Origin of the sequence: Flavobacterium polysaccharolyticum (genome assembly GCF_038739875.1) — a bacterium.
Lineage (GTDB): Bacteria > Bacteroidota > Bacteroidia > Flavobacteriales > Flavobacteriaceae > Flavobacterium > Flavobacterium polysaccharolyticum.
The window spans coordinates 69,273-87,979 of sequence record NZ_JBCGDP010000010.1 but is presented as its reverse complement, the minus strand read 5'-3'; the positions used below and the strand labels follow the sequence as shown (position 1 = coordinate 87,979).

Here is an 18,707-nt window from a genome sequence, read left to right as displayed (position 1 = left end):
CATAGCCTTCTAAATTAAAACTCAATCATTCAATGTGTTTGATTCCTGTTTATTTCCAATCCAATAATCTTTTCTCTCCTTCGATTTTTTTGATATCGGTAATATCCTGCGATATTTCGATTACGCCTTTGTAGTTTTTATTGGCATCTCGTACAGCAAAATAGCGAATATAGATCAGGCGTTCTTTGTAATTAATCCAAAAAGACGATTCGTTTTGAGTTCCTTTTCTGAATTCTTCTAAAATTTTGAGAACCGTTCCTACGCTTTTTGGAGGATGGCAAAACTTTACTTCTCGACCAATGATTCCAGCACTTCTTGGGAATACACGTTCTTCGCCTCTATTATAAAAAATCACTTTATCATTTTCGTCCACATAAGTTAAATCCAACGGCATTGTTCTGAAAAGCAAATTCACTTGTTCTACAGTCATGTATCCTTCATCATAATGCGAAGTGTTTTCCAATGAAAATGGCATTTCTCTGATGGTGAAATCCTCACTTGGATGCACATATTCCACTTTTGGGAAAGGCGGTGGTGTTTGAGACAACATCCAACCAATTTCTTCTTCGCCTTTTCGCATTTGTATCCAATCCTCTTCGGTAAGTATATCTAATGCATTAGGGAAAAGCACAGTATCTTCAACTCCAATTAATCGGTAAATACCCTCTACCAAAAAAGGAGTATTTGTTGCTATTCTTTCGGGATTATTCATTTTTAGATAATACTGAATCAATCGAAATTGCTCTCGCAAATTATCATGAAACGACCACATTCCTTGAGATGGACCAACCCAACCTTTCTTTTCCAAAAAAGGGAAAAGCTGATTCTCTTTGCGGGCAAATCGTTTCTCAATTGTAAGTAATTGATTGAATATGTTGGTGTATTTTGGTAAATCTTTCAAAGGATTTACCGCTTTAATTTCTTCCAAAAGGCTATTGATAATTTCTTTTTCCTGAAAGTAAATCGAAACGGGATGTCCTTCCGGCAATGCTGTGGAATTAATTGTTTCTGTCATTATAATTAAATTTTAAAACATATAAGTCATATAAGTTTTCATAATATATCAAGCTCAAAAAATCTTATATGACTTATATGTTTAATTTTATTTCTGGTGTTTTATCTTTTCATATAATTTCACTAAGGATTGTAACAACTCAACGGGAGTTGTCAAAATTTGATAGTGGTTTTGTCCAAACATTTGTGGCAAATAATATTTGGCTTCGGCTTCGATGGCCAAGGCGTAGGAATTAATATTTTTTGAATTGAGTTCGCGAAGGGCTTGTTTTACATCATTGACCCCATATTTACCTTCATATTTATCATAATCATTGGGTTTTCCGTCTGAAATGAGTATTACCCATTTATTTTTGGTACTTCGCTTATCGAGGCGCACTCCTGCATGACGCAAAGCCGCTCCTATTCTAGTATAACCACTGGGTTCAACAGCTCCTACTTTATGTTTGGCGACATTCCAATTATCGTCAAAATCTTTAACCGTTAGGTAAGTGGAATAATTTCTGGTTTTGGAATAAAAGCTATCTATCGAAAAATCGATATTAAACTCGTTCAGGATTTCTCCAAACAAAATAGAAACTTCTTTCTCTACATCAATGACTCTATTTCCTGCAGCATATCCGTCGCTTGAAAGGCTAATGTCTAATAGGATCAGTATCGACAAATCCTTTTCTATTTTTCTATTCGCAAGATAAATTTTATCGGATGGTGTTTTTCGAGAATGCACATCGACATACAAATCGGTTATGGCATCGATATCAAATTCGTCGCCTTGAGGTTGGCGTTTTTGCTGTTGCATTTTGTTATTAACGTTTGTCAACATTTTACGCAAGCCCATCAAAGTGGAGGCATTCTTGGTTATTGTTCTTTTGTAATAATCGGAATCTGTTTTTAACTGCAACTTTGGATATACTTTGCAAAAATTTTCTTTGTAACTATTTTTACTGCAATCCCATTCATTATATTTATGATGAAATCCTTTTTCATCTACCTCAGCACTTTCGGATATTGTGGTGTTTTCTATAAAGTCGGATAGATAAACCGAATGCACAGTATCATCTACACGCACATTGTATTTCATATTGAGTTCCTCCAATGCGTCCTGATGCTCTTCGAGTTCATCCGATCCGTCAAAATCACGCCAATTGCCATTGAATTCTTCAGCAGTTTCTACTTTCTCAAAATTATGCAACATCACATAATCCTCTTGTTGTTTTTTGTCAAGTTCCACCGTGATAACTTCCTCAACAGCTTTTGCTTTAAGCGTCGTTAAAGGCTGAATCTCATTAGGTTTTTTGGTCTTGTCCGAGAAGTTTTGCAATAGATTCTCGCTATCTACTACCGTTTCATTTTTCATCCATTTGCCAAAAAGCCAAGAGAACTCAGGACCTTTTTTAGCATCTGATTTTTGGATAAAATAATCTTTGGCTTTCGCCAAAAAGGATTCGCCAATAGAAAACTCCTCAAACAAAATCGCAAGAACAGTATCGGATGTTTCCAATGCTTTTTGTTGTGAAAGAGCCAATTCAGGTTCTATTTCTTCAGATGTCCAATTATAGTTCAGCCGCTGTTGTACACAGAGATAAAGCATTCGAAAATGATAAAAAGTAAGGTTTTCTTCCAAAGTTGGAAATTCAGCAAAGGAAATCGGCAGAAAAAAATTATTGTTTTTGTACCCTCCCTCTCTTTCGGCAGGAAATATTTCGATAGGTTTTCCAGTCAAAGCACGCGCCATTATGGTCAGACGCGATTTTATCTCTGCAAGAGTCACCGTTCTGGCTTCTATTTCGGGACTTATTTTTTTTCTGCTTTTTAAATGCTTGAAAAACTTCCCAACTAAATATTCATCTATCTCGAAACCCATAATAAGCCCCCTAACCCCCGAAGGGGGAACTCCTATTAGGGGTCAATAGGATTTAAATTGTTAAAAAACATTATTAACACAACATATTTTTCTAAGTTATAATTCCCCCTTCGGGGGTTAGGGGGATCATATCATCAGATTACATAAATCCTTCAAAGCTTCTATAGTCTGTAGATCATCTGTTAATGGTTCTACAACCGCTACGTGAACGGCTAATCGTTTTGGCAATCCACTGTGGATGATTTTGGCTGCATCTACTAAAAGTCTAGTAGAAACAGTTTCTGTCAATCCTAATTCGGTTAAGTTTCTAATTTTATTGCCAATTGCGACTAGTTTTTTGGCAGTATCGCTGTCAATATTAGTTTCATTGACTAAGATTTCTGTTTCAATTTTTGGTTCTGGATAATCAAAGGAAACAGCAATAAATCGTTGACGAGTTGAGGGTTTAAGCTCTTTGAAACCTCTTTGATAACCTGGATTAAAAGAAGCTACGAGCATAAAATCATCATGCGCCTGTATAGTCTCTCCTAATTTATCTATAAATAGCAGGCGTCGATGATCAGTAAGAGAGTGAATAGCTACAATAACATCGGGTCGAGCCTCTGCTATCTCATCTAAATAGATAATAGAACCTTCTTTTACAGCTGTTGTCAATGGGCCATCCAACCAAACCGTTTCGGCTCCTTTAATGATGAATCGACCAATCAAATCTGTGGAAGACGTTTCTTCGTGACAACTAATGGTAATCAATTTTTTATTCAACTGATGTGCCATAAACTCAATAAAACGTGACTTCCCTGTTCCTGTAGGACCTTTTAACAAAAAAGGAATTTTGTTACTATAGGAATGAACAAAGATTTCTGTCTCTTTACCTGTAGCTTGGTAATATGGGATTTTTATTAAATTATCTGTTAGCATTTTCTTTATTATTATAAAAAACCGAAACGTAGAACAATCACTCTATGGAAATGCAAATTCTTAAACGATTATCCAAACGTTCCGGTTAAAAATGGAATCGTTATATTATATGTATCTATTTTATTGAGTAAAAAACTTTTATATCCTTAAATAATTCATTTGCACCTCTTATTAAATTTAAATCCTATGGCTTAAAACTGGATTTATCATTAAAATAACGTTATAAAATTTCAATTAAAAAAAACTATCGTTCAATCAATGCTTCATTAGTTGGGCGGCCATATTTTATAAAATCATATATAAACAATGAAATTCCTGTTGTAAACATTGTCGCACAGATGAGTAATACAACGAAGTGAATACTTATTTCATTTTGCACTATCATAAATTCCATTTTTAATTTTCTCTCCAAGTAGACTTGCACCACTCCAGCGACTCCAAATGCAACAGTCATCCCCAACATTCCAATATTTGACAACCAAAAAGCAGCCATTCCCGTATTACTTTGGTATCGTTTTCGACCTGTTACATTGGGCAATGCATAACTAATAATTGCTAAAACTATCATAGCATAGGCACCCCAAAAAGCATAATGCCCGTGCATAGCAGTAACCAATGTCCCGTGAGTATATAGATTAGTTTGCGGAAGAGTATGTGCAAAACCTAATAAACCAGCCCCCACAAAGGAAACAATAGACGAGCCAATAGTCCAGAATAATGCAATTTTATTAGGATGACTCTTTTCGCCTTTGCGATACATATTGACTGCGAACAAAGCCATAGCCAAGAAAGCTAAAGGTTCTAATGCAGAGAAAATCCCACCAATGATTAACCAAATCTTATTAACTCCTATGTAATAATAATGGTGTCCTGTCCCTAAAACTCCTGAAAGAAACGTTAACCCTACAATCACATATAGCCACTTTTCAATAACTTCCCTATCAACACCTGTCAATTTGATTAATAAATAGGAAAGAATACCTCCCATAATTAATTCCCATACACCTTCAACCCACAAATGCACAACCCACCAACGGAAAAAAGAATCCACTACTTGGCTGTCAAACCAAATCATTCCAGGCAAATACAACAAGGCAGCAAACAGCAATCCCATTGATAAAACCAATGCTGTAGTAGTTCTTCGTTTCGCTTTAAATAAAGTTCCCAAAATTAAACCTAAAAATAAGAGAACATTTACAACTACCAGAAAATCTAATTCTCTTGGTATCTCCAAAAATTTACGTCCTTCCCAATGGTTTAAATGAAATCCTACTATTGCTACAACTCCAACAACAGCCAATGAAATCAGTTGAATGTAAGCCCACTTCACGCTAATTAACTCACGTTGAGCTTCTTCAGGAATAATATAATAAGCCGCTCCCATAAAACCAGTTAGTAACCACACTACTAGTAAATTAGTATGCACTGCTCTAGCGGTATTAAAAGGAATAATGTCATGCAATCCTTGGATTCCAATTCTGTCAAAACCCATTATAAAACCATAGATAATCTGTAAGGAAAATAATAGCATACATAGTGCAAAAAACCAGTAGGCTACTTTTTGTGATTGATATTTCATATTTGTATTTTTCTTGTTAGAATTCAATTTTTGCCCGGATTTTATCAAATAATGATGATAAACGTAAACTTGCTTACAATAGTGAATTCAATTGTTATGTTATTTATTAATTATTCTCTTTCGCTAAAGGTGAAACCACACGGTCAAACCCATTCAAATCTATTTTACCAATCCACTTTAGGTAAGCAACAACAGCCTCTGCGTCTTGTTCGCCCATATTATAAACAACCATTTTACGACCATTTGGAGCCCAAGGTACAGGCGACATCAAAACAGCTTTAACATACCCTTCTCCTCTTCTATCTACTACTTTAGTAAGTTCAGGCGCATAATAGGCTCCTTCTCCCAATATAGTGTGACACCCCATACAGTTATTGGATTCCCAAAGTTCTTTTCCTCTGGCGACTTGTTTAGTAATAGCCTTGTAATTAGTTTGGTCATTTCTAGGCATAAACGAATAAATGGTCAATCCTATGAAGATTAAAAAGGTGACCAAAGTTCCTCCCAGAAAAAATGCTCGAGCTTGTGATTTTGAAAGCATAATAAATGGTTTTTATTAGTATTGAATTTTGATTAACAATAAAAGATAAATTTATCTTTTATTTAATTACAGCAAATTAAGAGTATATTAAAAAGTAAAAACATGATAAAAATCATAAATTAAATATATTCTTTTTAGTAATGATAAAAAAAACAAAACCAATCTGATAATCTATAACTTACGATAAAAAACAATAAAAGATAATTTTATCTTTTATTTAAAAATTATATATATTTGTACCCAATTAAAACATATCATTATGAACACCATTGAAAACACAACCATAGGAGAATTTGTAGCGAAAGATTTTAGAACGGCAGCAGTATTCTCAAAATTTGGTATAGATTTTTGCTGCAAAGGAAATCGAACTATCGAAGAAGCAAGCGAGAAAAAAGGCGCAGATAGCCAAACCATACTTGCTGAAATTAAAACTGTTTTAGAAAGTAAAACTGACAACAGTATTGATTTCAAATCTTGGCCATTGGATTTATTAGCTGACTATATAGAAAAGACACATCATCGTTATGTAGTAGAGAAAACACAAGTCCTATTACCATTTTTGAGTAAACTTTGCAAAGTACACGGCGCACATCATCCGGAACTTTTCGAGATTAATGAATTATTCATTGGGTGTTCTGGTGAATTGGCGCAACACATGAAAAAAGAAGAATTAATACTATTTCCATTTATAAAAAAAATGGTACAAGCTACACTTACAGATGAACTCATCTCCCAACCTCATTTCGGAACAGTCGAAAATCCAATTGCAATGATGAAGCATGAACATGATACTGAAGGAGAACGTTTTAGAAAAATTGCTATGTTAACTTCTAATTACGCTCCTCCAGCTGATGCTTGCAACACTTATAAAGTAACTTTTGCTATGCTTCAAGAATTTGAACAAGACCTTCACAAACACATTCATTTAGAAAACAACATTTTATTTCCGGCAGCTGTTGCTCTGGAAAAAGACTTCATAGCTCAATCTTAATTCTTTGATTTGCCCCAATTACTCCTGCATGAACTGATGGTATTTGGGGCTTTCTGTATTTAGTCATTATGAAAAAATCATGGTTGATTGTTTGTTTGATTAATTTCTTTGTGGCAGCCATAATGGGACTAATCTTACGGTGGATGTATCTTAGTCCCATCCCTTCTATAAATTTTCAATTTTTAGTTCATGGGCATTCTCATATTGCCTTGCTTGGCTGGACTTATTTATCGATTTCTTGTCTTATAATACATTATTTCATTCCAAAAAAGAGTCAAGAAAAACCTGTTTTTAATCGCTTATTTTGGACAACCGAAATTGCAGTAGTTGGTATGATGATTGATTTCCCAATAGAAGGCTATGCAATGTTATCGATTTTTTTCTCTACACTCCATATTTTTTGTAGCTATTTCTTTGCCTACAAGGTTTGGAAAGAAACAAAAAACACCAAATACCAAGAAAAAATACTACTTGACACAGCATTACTTTTTATGATATTTTCAACAATAGGAGTTTGGTGTTTAGGCCCTGCTGTGGGATTAATGGGAAAAGCGAGTGCCTTTTATCAAATTGCCATTCAGTTTTTTTTGCACTTTCAGTTTAATGGTTGGTTTTTGTTTACAGTAATAGCTTTGCTGCTTAGAATTAGCAACATTAAGCTAGAGAAAAAATTTTTCAATTTGTTTTACTTATGCTTTGTTCTTGGAACACTACTTACATTTTCGCTACCTATAAGTTGGTCCCTAACCCACCCTATATTGTATTATTTAAATAATTTAGGTGTAGTTTTTCTATGTATTGCAATTTGTTATTTTATTAAAATGCCCACCAAGGGAATCCAAACGTATTTCATTAGCAATACAAAACTTGAAAAAAAAATGTATCAGTTGGCATTTTTTTCTTTATTGTTCAAATTAGGATTACAAGTTATACTACTTTACCCTGAAATGAGTAAAACAATTCACAATATAAGGCCTTTTATAATTGGATATATTCATTTGTCAATGTTGGGAATAATTACTTTTTTCATTCTTGCATTTTTATCCAAAAGCACCTTCTTTCATCAGGAGGCTAAAATATACAAGTTAGGTATACTCTTTATCATCATTGGATTTTGTTCAACAGAGCTTGTACTTTTTTTTCAAGGAATCTGGCAATTTTTAGAAAATGGAATTTTGCCATTTTATCCTCATCTACTTTTTGCACTGAGTATTTTTTTGCCTTCAGGAATCCTTTCTATTACTATCAATTGTTTTCTTTGTAAAATAAAAATATTATGAACCATCATTTATTACTTATTATTCACTTAATGAGTGCTACTTTTTGGGTTGGCGGTCATTTGATATTGGTTGCATCTTATTTACCACGAGCCATTAAAGAAAAAAATCAAAACTATATTTTGAATTATGAAAAAAAGTTTGAACCAATAGGCATGCTGTCATTGATATTACTTGTATTGTCAGGGATTTTAATGGCATATAAATATGGAGTGACCATTGAGCATTGGTTTGAATTTGCAACACCAATAGAAAAAATCGTATCGACTAAATTGCTTTTGTTATTTGCAACCCTACTCTTTGCTTTAAGTGCTCAATTTAAAGTACTCCCTAAACTCAATAATAACATAAAATACTTACCAGAAATGACTTTGCATATTTTATGTGTTACAATAATTGGGATTACAATGCTAATTTTGGGTTCCTTTGTTCGTTTTGGAGGCTATTAAATCATAAATTTGTAAAAAAACGTGCTATGTTTTCAAAAACTACTGAATACGGCATTCGAGCCGCAATTTTTGTGGCATCAGAATCGCATCAAAACAAAAGATCCGGGCTAAAGGATATTGCCAAAAAAATAGATTCTCCAGAAGCTTTTACGGCCAAAATCATGCAAATTTTAACCAAAAACAAACTGATAGATTCTGTAAAAGGAGTCGGAGGCGGTTTTGAAATCCCAACAGAACGTTTGTCACAAATTAAACTTTCGCAAATAGTAAATGCGTTAGAAGGTGATCGTGTGTTTAAAGGTTGTGGCTTAGGCTTATCCAATTGTTCCGAAGAACATCCGTGCCCAATGCATGATAAATTCAAATCAATCAGAAACGATCTTTCTAATATGTTAGAAAATACCACCCTCGAAGAATTGACTTTGGGTTTAAAAACGGGAGATACATTTTTGCGATATTGATTCACTACCGTGTCTCTAATTCTGAACCAATTTACATTGGGTATCTACAAAAGAAAGTATTCTTAGAAACTTAATTTCTCTTATTAGCCACTATTACTTTTGACTTTATAACTATTGCTGGGAATCTTTTTAAGTATTCCTTGCTGACGCCACTACCACACATCTTGAACTTTTGCACTCAACCTTAAGCAGTTTAAAAGTTAAGTACCTTTTTTTTAATTCTACGTAAAAAAATACGTAAAACAAATTTGAAATTAAGTATTTATACTTATATTTGCTTTGTAATACTTAATTATTGAGTTATGATCAAGGTAATTGTAGTCGGTAACGGCATGGTAGGATATAAATTTTGTGAAAAATTTGTTTCAAAATCGGGGCAAGAAAAATATGAAATCACTGTTTTTGGCGAAGAGCCGAGAAGAGCTTATGATCGCGTGCATTTAAGCGAATATTTCAGTGGCAAGAGTGCTGATGATTTAGCCTTATCCACAGCAGAATGGTACAAAGAGCAGAACATTGTATTGAATACTTCCGAATTGGTCACTGCACTCGACACTACCCATCGGACCATAACCACACATACTGGCAAAAATTATACGTACGATTACTTAGTACTAGCAACGGGTTCCGCGGCATTTGTCCCACCAATAAAAGGGGTAGAAAAAGAAGGCGTTTTCGTGTACAGAACTATCGAAGATTTAGATGCCATTATGGCCTATGCCAAAAAGATAAAAACCAAAGGTGCTACTGAAGCTGCTGTACTTGGCGGAGGTTTGCTAGGACTGGAGGCTGCGAAAGCAGTCAGAGATCTTGGACTGAATCCTCATGTGGTAGAATTTGCCCCTCGATTAATGCCAAGACAATTGGATCAGGGCGCTAGTAATATGCTGCAAGCTAAAATCGAAGCGCTCAACATAGGTATCCATCTCAATAAAGCGACACAATATATTGATGGAGAAGATTGTATCAAGGGGATGATGTTTGCCAACGATGAACTACTTAAAGTAGACATGCTAGTCATATCTGCTGGAATCAAACCGCGTGACGAACTCGCAAGAGGCGCTGGATTAGTTGTTGGTGATCGTGGAGGAATTGTAGTCAATAATCAAATGCAAACATCGGATCCTTTTGTTTATGCTATTGGAGAAGTAGCGTTATACCACAACATGATTTATGGCTTGGTCGCACCAGGTTACGAAATGGCAGACGTAGCGGCAGAACAAATACTCAAAGGTTCAAAAACGATGCGAGACACCATCGACATGTCGACACAATTAAAGTTAATTGGTGTTGAAGTGGCGAGTTTTGGTGATCCTTTCATAGAAAATGAAGAGGTGACTGCTATCGTTTACGAAAATAAATTCAACGGCATTTACAAAAGAATCAATGTCACCAAAGACGGCAAAACCTTACTTGGCGGTATTCTTGTTGGCGATTCCTCCGATTATAATGCGCTGTTTCAGATTTACAACAATGCTTTGGCTTTGCCTGCCAATCCAGAAGATTTAATACTAGGATCTCGAGGAGGCGAAAGCAACACTATAGGTAGCGCAATGGATTTGCCTGATACAGCCGTAATCTGTTCGTGTGAAAACGTAACCAAAGGCGCCATTTGCTGTTCCATCACCGAAGGAAGTTGCGAAACTCTTTCGGATGTAGTCAAACTCACCAAAGCGACTTCGGGTTGTGGTGGCTGTAAACCAATGGTGGTGGACTTGGTAAAAGCAGCTCAAAAATCAATTGGAAAAGAAGTAAAAGAAAACCTATGTGAGCATTTTCATTATACTCGTCAAGAACTATTTGATTTAGTAAAAATCAATAAATATGTCAACTTCTACGAAGTAATCGACCACCATGGAAACGGAGATGGCTGTGAAGTTTGTAAACCGGTAGTTGCCTCCATTTTTTCTAGTATCTATAATGATACAGCCAATAAACACGTTACGACCCAAGACACTAATGATCGCTTTTTGGCTAATATTCAGCGTAACGGCACTTACTCTGTTGTACCCCGTGTCGCAGGAGGCGAAATAACACCCGAAAAACTAATCGTGATTGGTGAAGTAGCCAAACAATTTAATTTGTACACCAAAATTACTGGTGCTCAACGTGTTGATTTATTTGGAGCTCACGTGGGTGATCTCCCTGAAATATGGAGAATTTTAATCGAAAATGGCTTCGAAAGTGGCCATGCTTACGGCAAATCCTTAAGAGCAGTTAAAAGCTGTGTGGGCAATGCTTGGTGTCGCTATGGTATGGACGACAGCGCTGGCTTTGCCATCGAACTCGAAAACCGATACAAAGGTATTCGTGCCCCACACAAACTCAAAGGAGGCGTTTCGGCGTGTATTAGAGAATGTGCTGAAGCTAGAGGCAAAGACTTTGGCGTAATCGCAGTAGAAGGAGGTTGGAATCTTTACATCTGCGGCAATGGAGGGGCAAATCCAAAACACGCCGTACTTTTGGCCGAACAAATAGATAAAGCAACCGTTATAAAATATCTCGATCGTTTCTTGATGTACTATATCCGCACCGCTGGCCCGCTAGTACGAACTGCTACCTGGCTAGATAAGTTGGATGGAGGTTTGGATTACTTAAAAGAAATCATCATTCACGATCGCATTGGCATCTGTGAAACTTTAGAAAATGAAATGGAAAAACTAGTGGGCACTTTTGAATGCGAGTGGAAGCAAGTGCTCGAAAAACCAAGGCTTTTAAAGCGTTTTAGTCATTTTGTGAATACTGACGAGAAAGATGATGCCATAGAATTTGTTCCTTTAAGAGATCAAAAAATGCCAAGACCTTGGTAAAAAATATAAAAAATAACGTTTCCCTTTAACGCCACCTCTTTCCTCCCTCTATTCAACTTGGAAAGAGTATAGCGTTATTTAAATCAAAAAAATATGGAAGAATTATTAAATCAATACGAAACAGTAGCTACCGAAAATGTAAAAATTTGGTTCAAAGCAGGAAACATTAAAGATTTTCCAAGTAATAGAGGTGGCTGTATTAAATACAAAAACAAACAAATTGCTGTTTTCAATTTTGAAAGAAGAAATGCTTGGTATGCTTGCCAAAATGCTTGTCCACACAAAATGGAAATGGTCTTATCGAGAGGTATGACAGGATCTGCTGACGGCGTTCCAAAAATAGCCTGTCCAATGCACAAAAAAACCTTTTCTCTTATTGACGGGAGCAACCTAAACGGAGACGATTACAAAATTGCAACATACCCAGTAAAGATTGAAGGTGACGAAGTATTCGTTGGCTTTTTGGATTAAATACGTATATTTGGTTGATAAAAAATATTGCTTTTTCTTATTTTAAGCCGATTAAAAAAACGTCTATAACTTCCTTTTCAATGAATGTGAATCGTTTTCAAAATGCGCTACAGCGCATTGATGCTGCCAATGCAAAAGACCCCAATAAAGTTGTAATTGATGACACAATAGTTGCAAAAGAATTATTGTATTCTGATAGAATGCTAAACCGCTTGATGGATTTTGCTCCCGATGCATCTGAAGCCATTCAAATTGCCGCCAAAGGGCAACATATTTGCCGTTGGGAAATTGCTAGAAACACCTATCCGATGGATCGTGTGGGCTACTTAAAATGGAGAGAAGCACTCAAAAAATTTCATGCTTCGAAAACTACTTCAATTCTGAAAGAAGTTGGTTATGAAAACGCATTTATAGACCGAGTTTGCTTTCTAATTGAAAAAAAATTACTCAAAAAAGATGCTGAAACCCAATTGCTCGAAGACGTAATTTGTTTGGTCTTCCTTGAATATTATTTAGAAGAGTTTATCCTAAAACACGACACTGAGAAGCTCAAAAATATTATTATAAAAACCTGGAACAAAATGTCTGAAAAAGGGCAAAAAACAGCCTTAACCTTATCTTTTTCAACGGCAAGTTTACAACTCATAAAAGAAGCGTTAGAATTATAATTGACTATGAGTAGTTCAAAAAACGACACCACAATAGACTCCATTTCCTTCAAAAATTTAAGGAGATTGTATCTCTTTGCACTATTAACAATTGCATTGACTGTTTTGGTAAGTCAGTTTATTCTACAATACAATCTCAACCGTCAATTAAGTGATTCCAAAATCATCAACACTTCTGGAAAACAAAGAATGTTAAGCCAAAAGTTGACTAAAGAACTTTTAATCCTTCATGCTGCAACAGATCCCTCCAAAGTTGAAATGGAAAAAAAAAGGATTGATTCTATTCTTAATAGATGGAAATTTAATCATAATGCTTTAGTGTATGGCAATGAAAAACTAGGTTTTCCTGAAGAGAAAAGCGCGCTATTGAACAAATTGTATCAATCGATTCAACCCAATTTCGAAGCCATAATAGCCGCGAGCCATCAGTATTTACAAATTAAAAAAAACGAGCAAAATCCTGAGAAGCTAAAGCAATTGATAACTATTATTTTGGACAATGAACGTGTTTTTTTGACCAAAATGAATCAAATTGTTGAACAATATGATCAAGAAGCTTTAGAAAAGGTAACGTTACAAAGCAAAACAGAATACGGCATACTGCTTTTTACCCTGCTGGTATTGGTTTTAGAATTCCTTTTTATCTTTAAACCTACTAATAAAAAGATTGAGATACTAATTTCAAAACTGTTAACCTCAGAAAGAAAAGCACTTAAATTAGCTTACAATACCGAAGTTTTGAGTGAAATAAAAGAAAACTCTGTAAAAGAACTCAAATCTTTAAATTATGCTATGGAAAACACACTACTTTACTGTAGAGTAGCACCTAACGGAACTTTAATTCACATAGGAGAAAAATTTTCCAAATTATTACACTATAATAAATCCACTACTGAACAACGTTTTTCACAAGTACTTACCGCTTCAGAAAAAGAACAGCATAGCATTGACCGTATCATTGCAGAAAAACATAGAAGCGGTTGGCAAGGAGAAATTACCTTTACAAGTAAAGAAGACACTACCATTTGGCTGGACTTATCTATGGTTCCTGTAACTATAAAAAAAGGAGCATCTGAGCTGTTGATTATCTGCTTTGATATAACGGAAAGAAAAAAAGCACAACAAGAAGTGGAGCGCCTTAACATTGAAAGCAGTGAGGCAAAAATCAATCAGCAAAAAATAATTTCGAGTAAAATTATCGAAAATCAAGAAAACGAACAAAATCGCATTGCCAAGGAAATTCATGACGGAATAGGCCAAATGCTAACAGGCCTTAAGTTTAGTCTTGAGAGTATCAATCTAGATGATAAAGAAAAGACCTCCCAAAAAATGGAATACCTCAAACAACTTTCTTTAGACATTATAAAAGGTGTTCGAACTGCTACTTTCAACTTAATGCCTCCCGAATTGAGTGATCATGGCATCGTCTCATCTTTGTCTAAGTTATGTCAAGAACTATCCAAATTAACTGGGAAAAGTATTGTTTTTTATAACAAAAGTCAGTTTGAACAGCGTTTGGACTCACTAACGGAAATTAATATATATAGACTTTCGCAAGAAGCCATAAATAATGCTATCAAATATGCTGATTCAACACACATTATTGTTCAATTATCGCATAGCACTAGCATTTTAAGCATCACGATTGATGATAATGGCAAAGGATTTGACCTACAATCTGTAGAAAAAAAGCGCAACAGCACATCTGGAATGGGGCTTGTTTTTATGCAAGAACGAATACAATACATCAACGGGCGTATTTTTATTAACTCAATTCCTGGTGAAGGTACTCGAATTACCTTCAATATTCCTATATAGGAATTCGCTCTTTATAGTTTTGATATGTATTCTACATAATTACAAAATACGTATCTTAGCCCCAAGATTAGTTAATTTTACTTAAAAAAAAATCAATACTTATGAATCATCCCATTCGAGTAGTATTAGCAGATGACCACGTGTTCGTTCGTGATGGTATCAAATCACTGTTAGAGAATGAAAATAATATTATAGTTGTTGGGGAAGCTACAGATGGACAAGAAGCCTTGACTATAGTAGCCTCTGAAAAACCCGATTTACTTATCGTAGACATTAGAATGCCTCACTTTACTGGCATTGAAGTGGTTGAAAAAATACGTCAAGAGAACACCCCACTCAAGATTGTAGTACTATCCATGCACGAATCAGAAGAATATGTATTAAAATCTATAAAAGCAGGCGCGGATGGTTACTTACTTAAAGGATCTAGTAAAGAAGAATTCTTAAAAGCATTGCACACTGTTGCTAATGGTGGTAAATATTTTAGTGGCGATATTTCCTCTATTTTAATTAACCAACTTACTAATGGCAACGCACCACTCAACACTGAAAAAAAACGACAACTAGACGAAGAGCTAGTTATAACCAAAAGAGAAAAAGAAATTTTGCAACTTTTATTATCAGGAAAAGGCAATAAAGAAATTGCAGAAGCCCTTGAAATTAGTAAACGAACAGCAGAAGTGCATCGCTTTAACTTGATGAAAAAACTTAAGGTTAAAAATTTAATTGAATTAGCAAACAAAGCAAAAGAATATTCGCTGCTCTAGTGTTTATTCAAAAACTTATTGATTCAATGCGTACAAGTGGTAATTTTACCACTTTTTTTTGCTTTATAAATTCCTAAATGAGCTATCCCTCATAGATTCCCTACAGTTTACACCAAATACAACGCTACCATAAAAACGATTAAAAAAGTCTTTTTTAAACTATTAGTTAGTTCTTCAGCTATCGAAACAACGCCTTAAGCAAAATACTTATAAAAAATTAAGTATAAATACTTAATTATTTTTCAAAAACTGCGTTTTGACAGGTTTTACTCCATCATTCGTCATTATTTTTGCCGTAAAAGCACACGAAATACTTAAACAAAGGATTTCATCTACGTATTAAAATAATGTAAAATAACTAACCTATCGAACATGAGCTTAATTTCAACCCACCAACCGCTTACTCGTTTAAACATTTTCAGCTTTAAAGGCGTTCAAATGCGAACTTTCCATATTACATGGCTTACCTTTTTCTTTAGTTTTTTTGCCTAGTTTGGTATGGCTTCACTAATGCCCTTGGCAAAAGAACAGTTACATCTAACCAAAGATCAATTGGGTAATATTCAAATTGCCTCTGTTTCTGCAACAATAATAGCTCGATTACTAATCGGTCGACTAGTAGATGCCTACGGCCCAAGATTGGTGTATACTTGGCTGCTAGTAATATGTGCTGTACCGGTTTTGTTAATAGGAACTTCACAATCGTATGAAAGCTTTTTACTGTTTCGATTAGCCATAGGTGTTATTGGAGCTTCTTTTGTTATTACACAATTTCATACTTCTGTAATGTTTGCACACTCAATAAAAGGAACAGCAAATGCTACAGCGGGAGGGTTTGGAAATGCTGGTGCTGGCTTAGCAAATAGCACAATGCCATTAATTGCTGCTGGCTTTGTAGGATTAGGATTTTGTACACACGAAGATAGTTGGAGATACGCTATGATAGTTCCTGGAGTTATACTATTAATTTGCGCCTTTGTCTATGTTAGATATACGAAAGATTTACCCAACGGGAATTATAAAGAATTAGGAATTGCCAACGAAAATAAAGAAAACACCTTTATGTTAGCCGTAAAAGACTACCGCACGTGGGTCTTAACGGTTGCCTATGCAGCTTGTTTTGGTGTTGAAATTACGATTGACAATTTCGCTCCAATTTATTTTACAGATACTTTTGGAGCAAGTCTAAAAACGGCTGGATTATGCGCCGGAATCTTTGGTATGATTAATATTTTTGGTCGTCCCTTAGGAGGAATTGTAGCCGATAAAGCAGGCAAAATATATGGTTTTTCTGGAAAAAACGTATTGCTTGCTTTGCTATTAATTGTTGAAGGAATTGGAATCATTTTCTTTGGGTTGACAGAGCAGCTGGGGCTTGCAATCTTCTTAATGTTTCTTTTTGGAATGAGTTTAAAGATGGCAAACGGAGCCACTTATAGCCTTGTTCCCTTTATCAATCCAAAGGCTGTTGGAAGCGTGGCAGGGATTGTTGGAGCCGGAGGAAACATAGGTGCTATGCTAATTGCGTTTTTATTTAAAGCAAAAGCAGTTAAAGTAACAAAAGACGTGATTGATACTAATGGTCTTTCTAAAACCAAAGAATTAATTGATTATACTGATGCTTTTTACACACTGGGAATCATCATCTTTATTACAGGAATCATTGTTTTAGCAGTAAAATATGCCATCAAAACAAAGGATAGTGAATAACTACTTCCGCTTTGGGTAACTAGCACTTAAATAAAGAAAGAAAGAAAGAAAGAAAGAAAGAAAGAAAGAAAGAAAGAAAGAAAGAAAGAAAGAAGGAATGAAATTATACCAGCAATTTTGGATATACTTTCATTCCTTTTTTTGCTTGTTTACGTTCCTGTATAACACGGGAATTATTCAAAGCAGTTTCGCAAATCAAGGATTGATGTAAACAAATACATCTCACAGCAGTGGGAATAATTATTAAATAGGCTTTAATCAAAAATAGGTTAAATTTTGGCTAAAGCCTTTTTTGAATCTCATTTTAAAAAATGGGCTAAAGCCCATTCCTATTCAAACTTTACAAAAAAAGAACGGGTAAACATTGCTATTCAAATGCACATTCAAAACAATATTAGAATGAACTAAAGCTTAGTTCTATTGAAACTTTACAAAAAAAGAACGAGCTAAACTCATTCCTTTTCAAAAGCTACTTTAATCCATAAAAAATCCTTGCAAATTGCCTAAACAACGCAAGGATTCTTTCCACCAAATTGAATTGAAACTAACTCTTATAGGTCATTCCCATATCTTCAATAGAAAATGCATCGGTCAATAAGTGGAGCAAACGATCTCTCAACTCAATGTATTCTGGCATTTTTACAATCTCAATTTTGTTTCTCGGTCTTGGCAAATGCACTTCTTCAATTTCTCTTATAGTGGCCGAAGGACCATCTTTTAACACCACAATTCTGTCCGATAAAAATAAGGCTTCCTCAATATCGTGTGTAATCATAATGATGGTTTTATCGCGATTATTGAGATTCCAAAGTTTCAACACTTCCAATTGCATAGAACTCTTGGTAAAGGCATCTAAAGCTCCAAAAGGTTCGTCCAAAAGTAGTACTCCAGGATTGATGGCGAAAGCTCTTGCAATGGCAACTCTTTGTTTCATTCCTCCAGATAACTGGCCTGGCAATTTGTCTCGATGTTGTAACAAGTTGACCATTTTTAGGTTGGCATCTACAATCTCGTGTTTTTCTTTTTTGGAACAATTCATTACCGAATCTACGGCTTGAAAAATATTTTCGTGAACCGTCAACCAAGGCAATAAGGAGTAGTTTTGAAATACTATACCCCTATCAGGGCCTGGTCCTTTGATGGTGTTACCGTCTAACTCGACCGTACCTCCTGAGGGAGTTAGCATTCCAGCGATGGCATTCATAATGGTTGATTTTCCGCAACCAGAATGCCCAATGATAGAAATGATTTCGCCTTTTTTTATGGATAAGTTAATATCACGTACAGCGGTATATTTCCCTTTGGGAGTTGGGAAGGATATTTCTAAATTTTTGATTTCTAAATAGCTCATTTTGATTTGTTTTTTTTG

General features: G+C 35.0%; 16 protein-coding genes. 10 read left to right on the top strand and 6 right to left on the bottom strand.

Features of this window, described 5'->3' with window-relative positions; all coding sequences use genetic code 11:
- Positions 1–49: 49 nt before the first annotated feature.
- From WFZ86_RS11415 to WFZ86_RS11395, 5 genes are all read right to left on the bottom strand, one after another.
- Positions 50–1,015 (bottom strand): DUF438 domain-containing protein, encoded by a 966-nt coding sequence (locus WFZ86_RS11415; protein ID WP_342692030.1) that lies wholly within the window; start codon positions 1,013–1,015, stop codon positions 50–52.
- A gap of 87 nt (positions 1,016–1,102) precedes the next feature.
- Positions 1,103–2,878, bottom strand: coding sequence for a nitric oxide reductase activation protein NorD (locus WFZ86_RS11410; protein WP_342692029.1), 1,776 nt, complete (start codon positions 2,876–2,878; stop codon positions 1,103–1,105).
- A 126-nt stretch (positions 2,879–3,004) separates the two neighbouring features.
- A complete protein-coding gene (locus tag WFZ86_RS11405) occupies positions 3,005–3,796 on the bottom strand; it encodes a CbbQ/NirQ/NorQ/GpvN family protein (protein ID WP_342692028.1) in 792 nt (263 codons plus the stop codon).
- 244 nt (positions 3,797–4,040) lie between these two features.
- Positions 4,041–5,375: a cbb3-type cytochrome c oxidase subunit I gene (locus tag WFZ86_RS11400; protein WP_159686513.1), complete on the bottom strand. Its 1,335-nt coding sequence runs from the start codon at positions 5,373–5,375 to the stop codon at positions 4,041–4,043.
- A 106-nt stretch (positions 5,376–5,481) separates the two neighbouring features.
- Positions 5,482–5,916 carry a c-type cytochrome gene (locus WFZ86_RS11395; protein ID WP_159686515.1) on the bottom strand — a complete coding sequence of 145 codons (435 nt, stop codon included), beginning with the start codon at positions 5,914–5,916 and terminating at the stop codon, positions 5,482–5,484.
- 259 nt (positions 5,917–6,175) lie between these two features.
- Between WFZ86_RS11395 and ric the strand changes: the two genes are divergently transcribed.
- The 10 genes from ric to WFZ86_RS11345 all read left to right on the top strand — a co-directional run bounded on the left by ric (position 6,176) and on the right by WFZ86_RS11345 (position 17,338).
- Positions 6,176–6,907 carry an iron-sulfur cluster repair di-iron protein gene (ric, locus tag WFZ86_RS11390; RefSeq protein ID WP_342692027.1) on the top strand — a complete coding sequence of 244 codons (732 nt, stop codon included), beginning with the start codon at positions 6,176–6,178 and terminating at the stop codon, positions 6,905–6,907.
- A 68-nt stretch (positions 6,908–6,975) separates the two neighbouring features.
- Positions 6,976–8,187, top strand: coding sequence for a hypothetical protein (locus WFZ86_RS11385; protein WP_342692026.1), 1,212 nt, complete (start codon positions 6,976–6,978; stop codon positions 8,185–8,187).
- Positions 8,184–8,633 carry a copper resistance protein CopD gene (locus WFZ86_RS11380; RefSeq protein WP_425402875.1) on the top strand — a complete coding sequence of 150 codons (450 nt, stop codon included), beginning with the start codon at positions 8,184–8,186 and terminating at the stop codon, positions 8,631–8,633. The genes WFZ86_RS11385 and WFZ86_RS11380 overlap by 4 nt, the downstream gene beginning before the upstream one ends.
- A 26-nt stretch (positions 8,634–8,659) precedes the next feature.
- Positions 8,660–9,094, top strand: a complete 435-nt coding sequence (locus WFZ86_RS11375; protein WP_342692025.1) for an RrF2 family transcriptional regulator — start codon at positions 8,660–8,662, stop codon at positions 9,092–9,094.
- Between the two features lie 302 nt (positions 9,095–9,396).
- Entirely contained in the window at positions 9,397–11,904 is a 2,508-nt protein-coding gene (gene nirB / locus WFZ86_RS11370; RefSeq protein WP_342692024.1) for a nitrite reductase large subunit NirB, read from the top strand.
- Between the two features lie 93 nt (positions 11,905–11,997).
- On the top strand, positions 11,998–12,375 hold the full coding sequence (nirD, locus tag WFZ86_RS11365; RefSeq protein ID WP_159686525.1) for a nitrite reductase small subunit NirD: 378 nt from the start codon (positions 11,998–12,000) through the stop codon (positions 12,373–12,375).
- An 80-nt stretch (positions 12,376–12,455) separates the two neighbouring features.
- Positions 12,456–13,043 (top strand): DUF4202 domain-containing protein, encoded by a 588-nt coding sequence (locus WFZ86_RS11360; protein WP_342692023.1) that lies wholly within the window; start codon positions 12,456–12,458, stop codon positions 13,041–13,043.
- Between the two features lie 6 nt (positions 13,044–13,049).
- A complete protein-coding gene (locus tag WFZ86_RS11355) occupies positions 13,050–14,861 on the top strand; it encodes a sensor histidine kinase (RefSeq protein ID WP_342692022.1) in 1,812 nt (603 codons plus the stop codon).
- A gap of 101 nt (positions 14,862–14,962) precedes the next feature.
- A complete protein-coding gene (locus tag WFZ86_RS11350; RefSeq protein ID WP_342692021.1) occupies positions 14,963–15,628 on the top strand; it encodes a response regulator in 666 nt (221 codons plus the stop codon).
- Positions 15,629–16,126: 498 nt separating this feature from the next.
- Positions 16,127–17,338: an MFS transporter gene (locus WFZ86_RS11345; RefSeq protein WP_342692020.1), complete on the top strand. Its 1,212-nt coding sequence runs from the start codon at positions 16,127–16,129 to the stop codon at positions 17,336–17,338.
- A 544-nt stretch (positions 17,339–17,882) separates the two neighbouring features.
- Here the strand turns inward: WFZ86_RS11345 and WFZ86_RS11340 are convergent.
- A complete protein-coding gene (locus WFZ86_RS11340; RefSeq protein ID WP_342692019.1) occupies positions 17,883–18,689 on the bottom strand; it encodes an ABC transporter ATP-binding protein in 807 nt (268 codons plus the stop codon).
- Positions 18,690–18,707 lie beyond the last annotated feature (18 nt).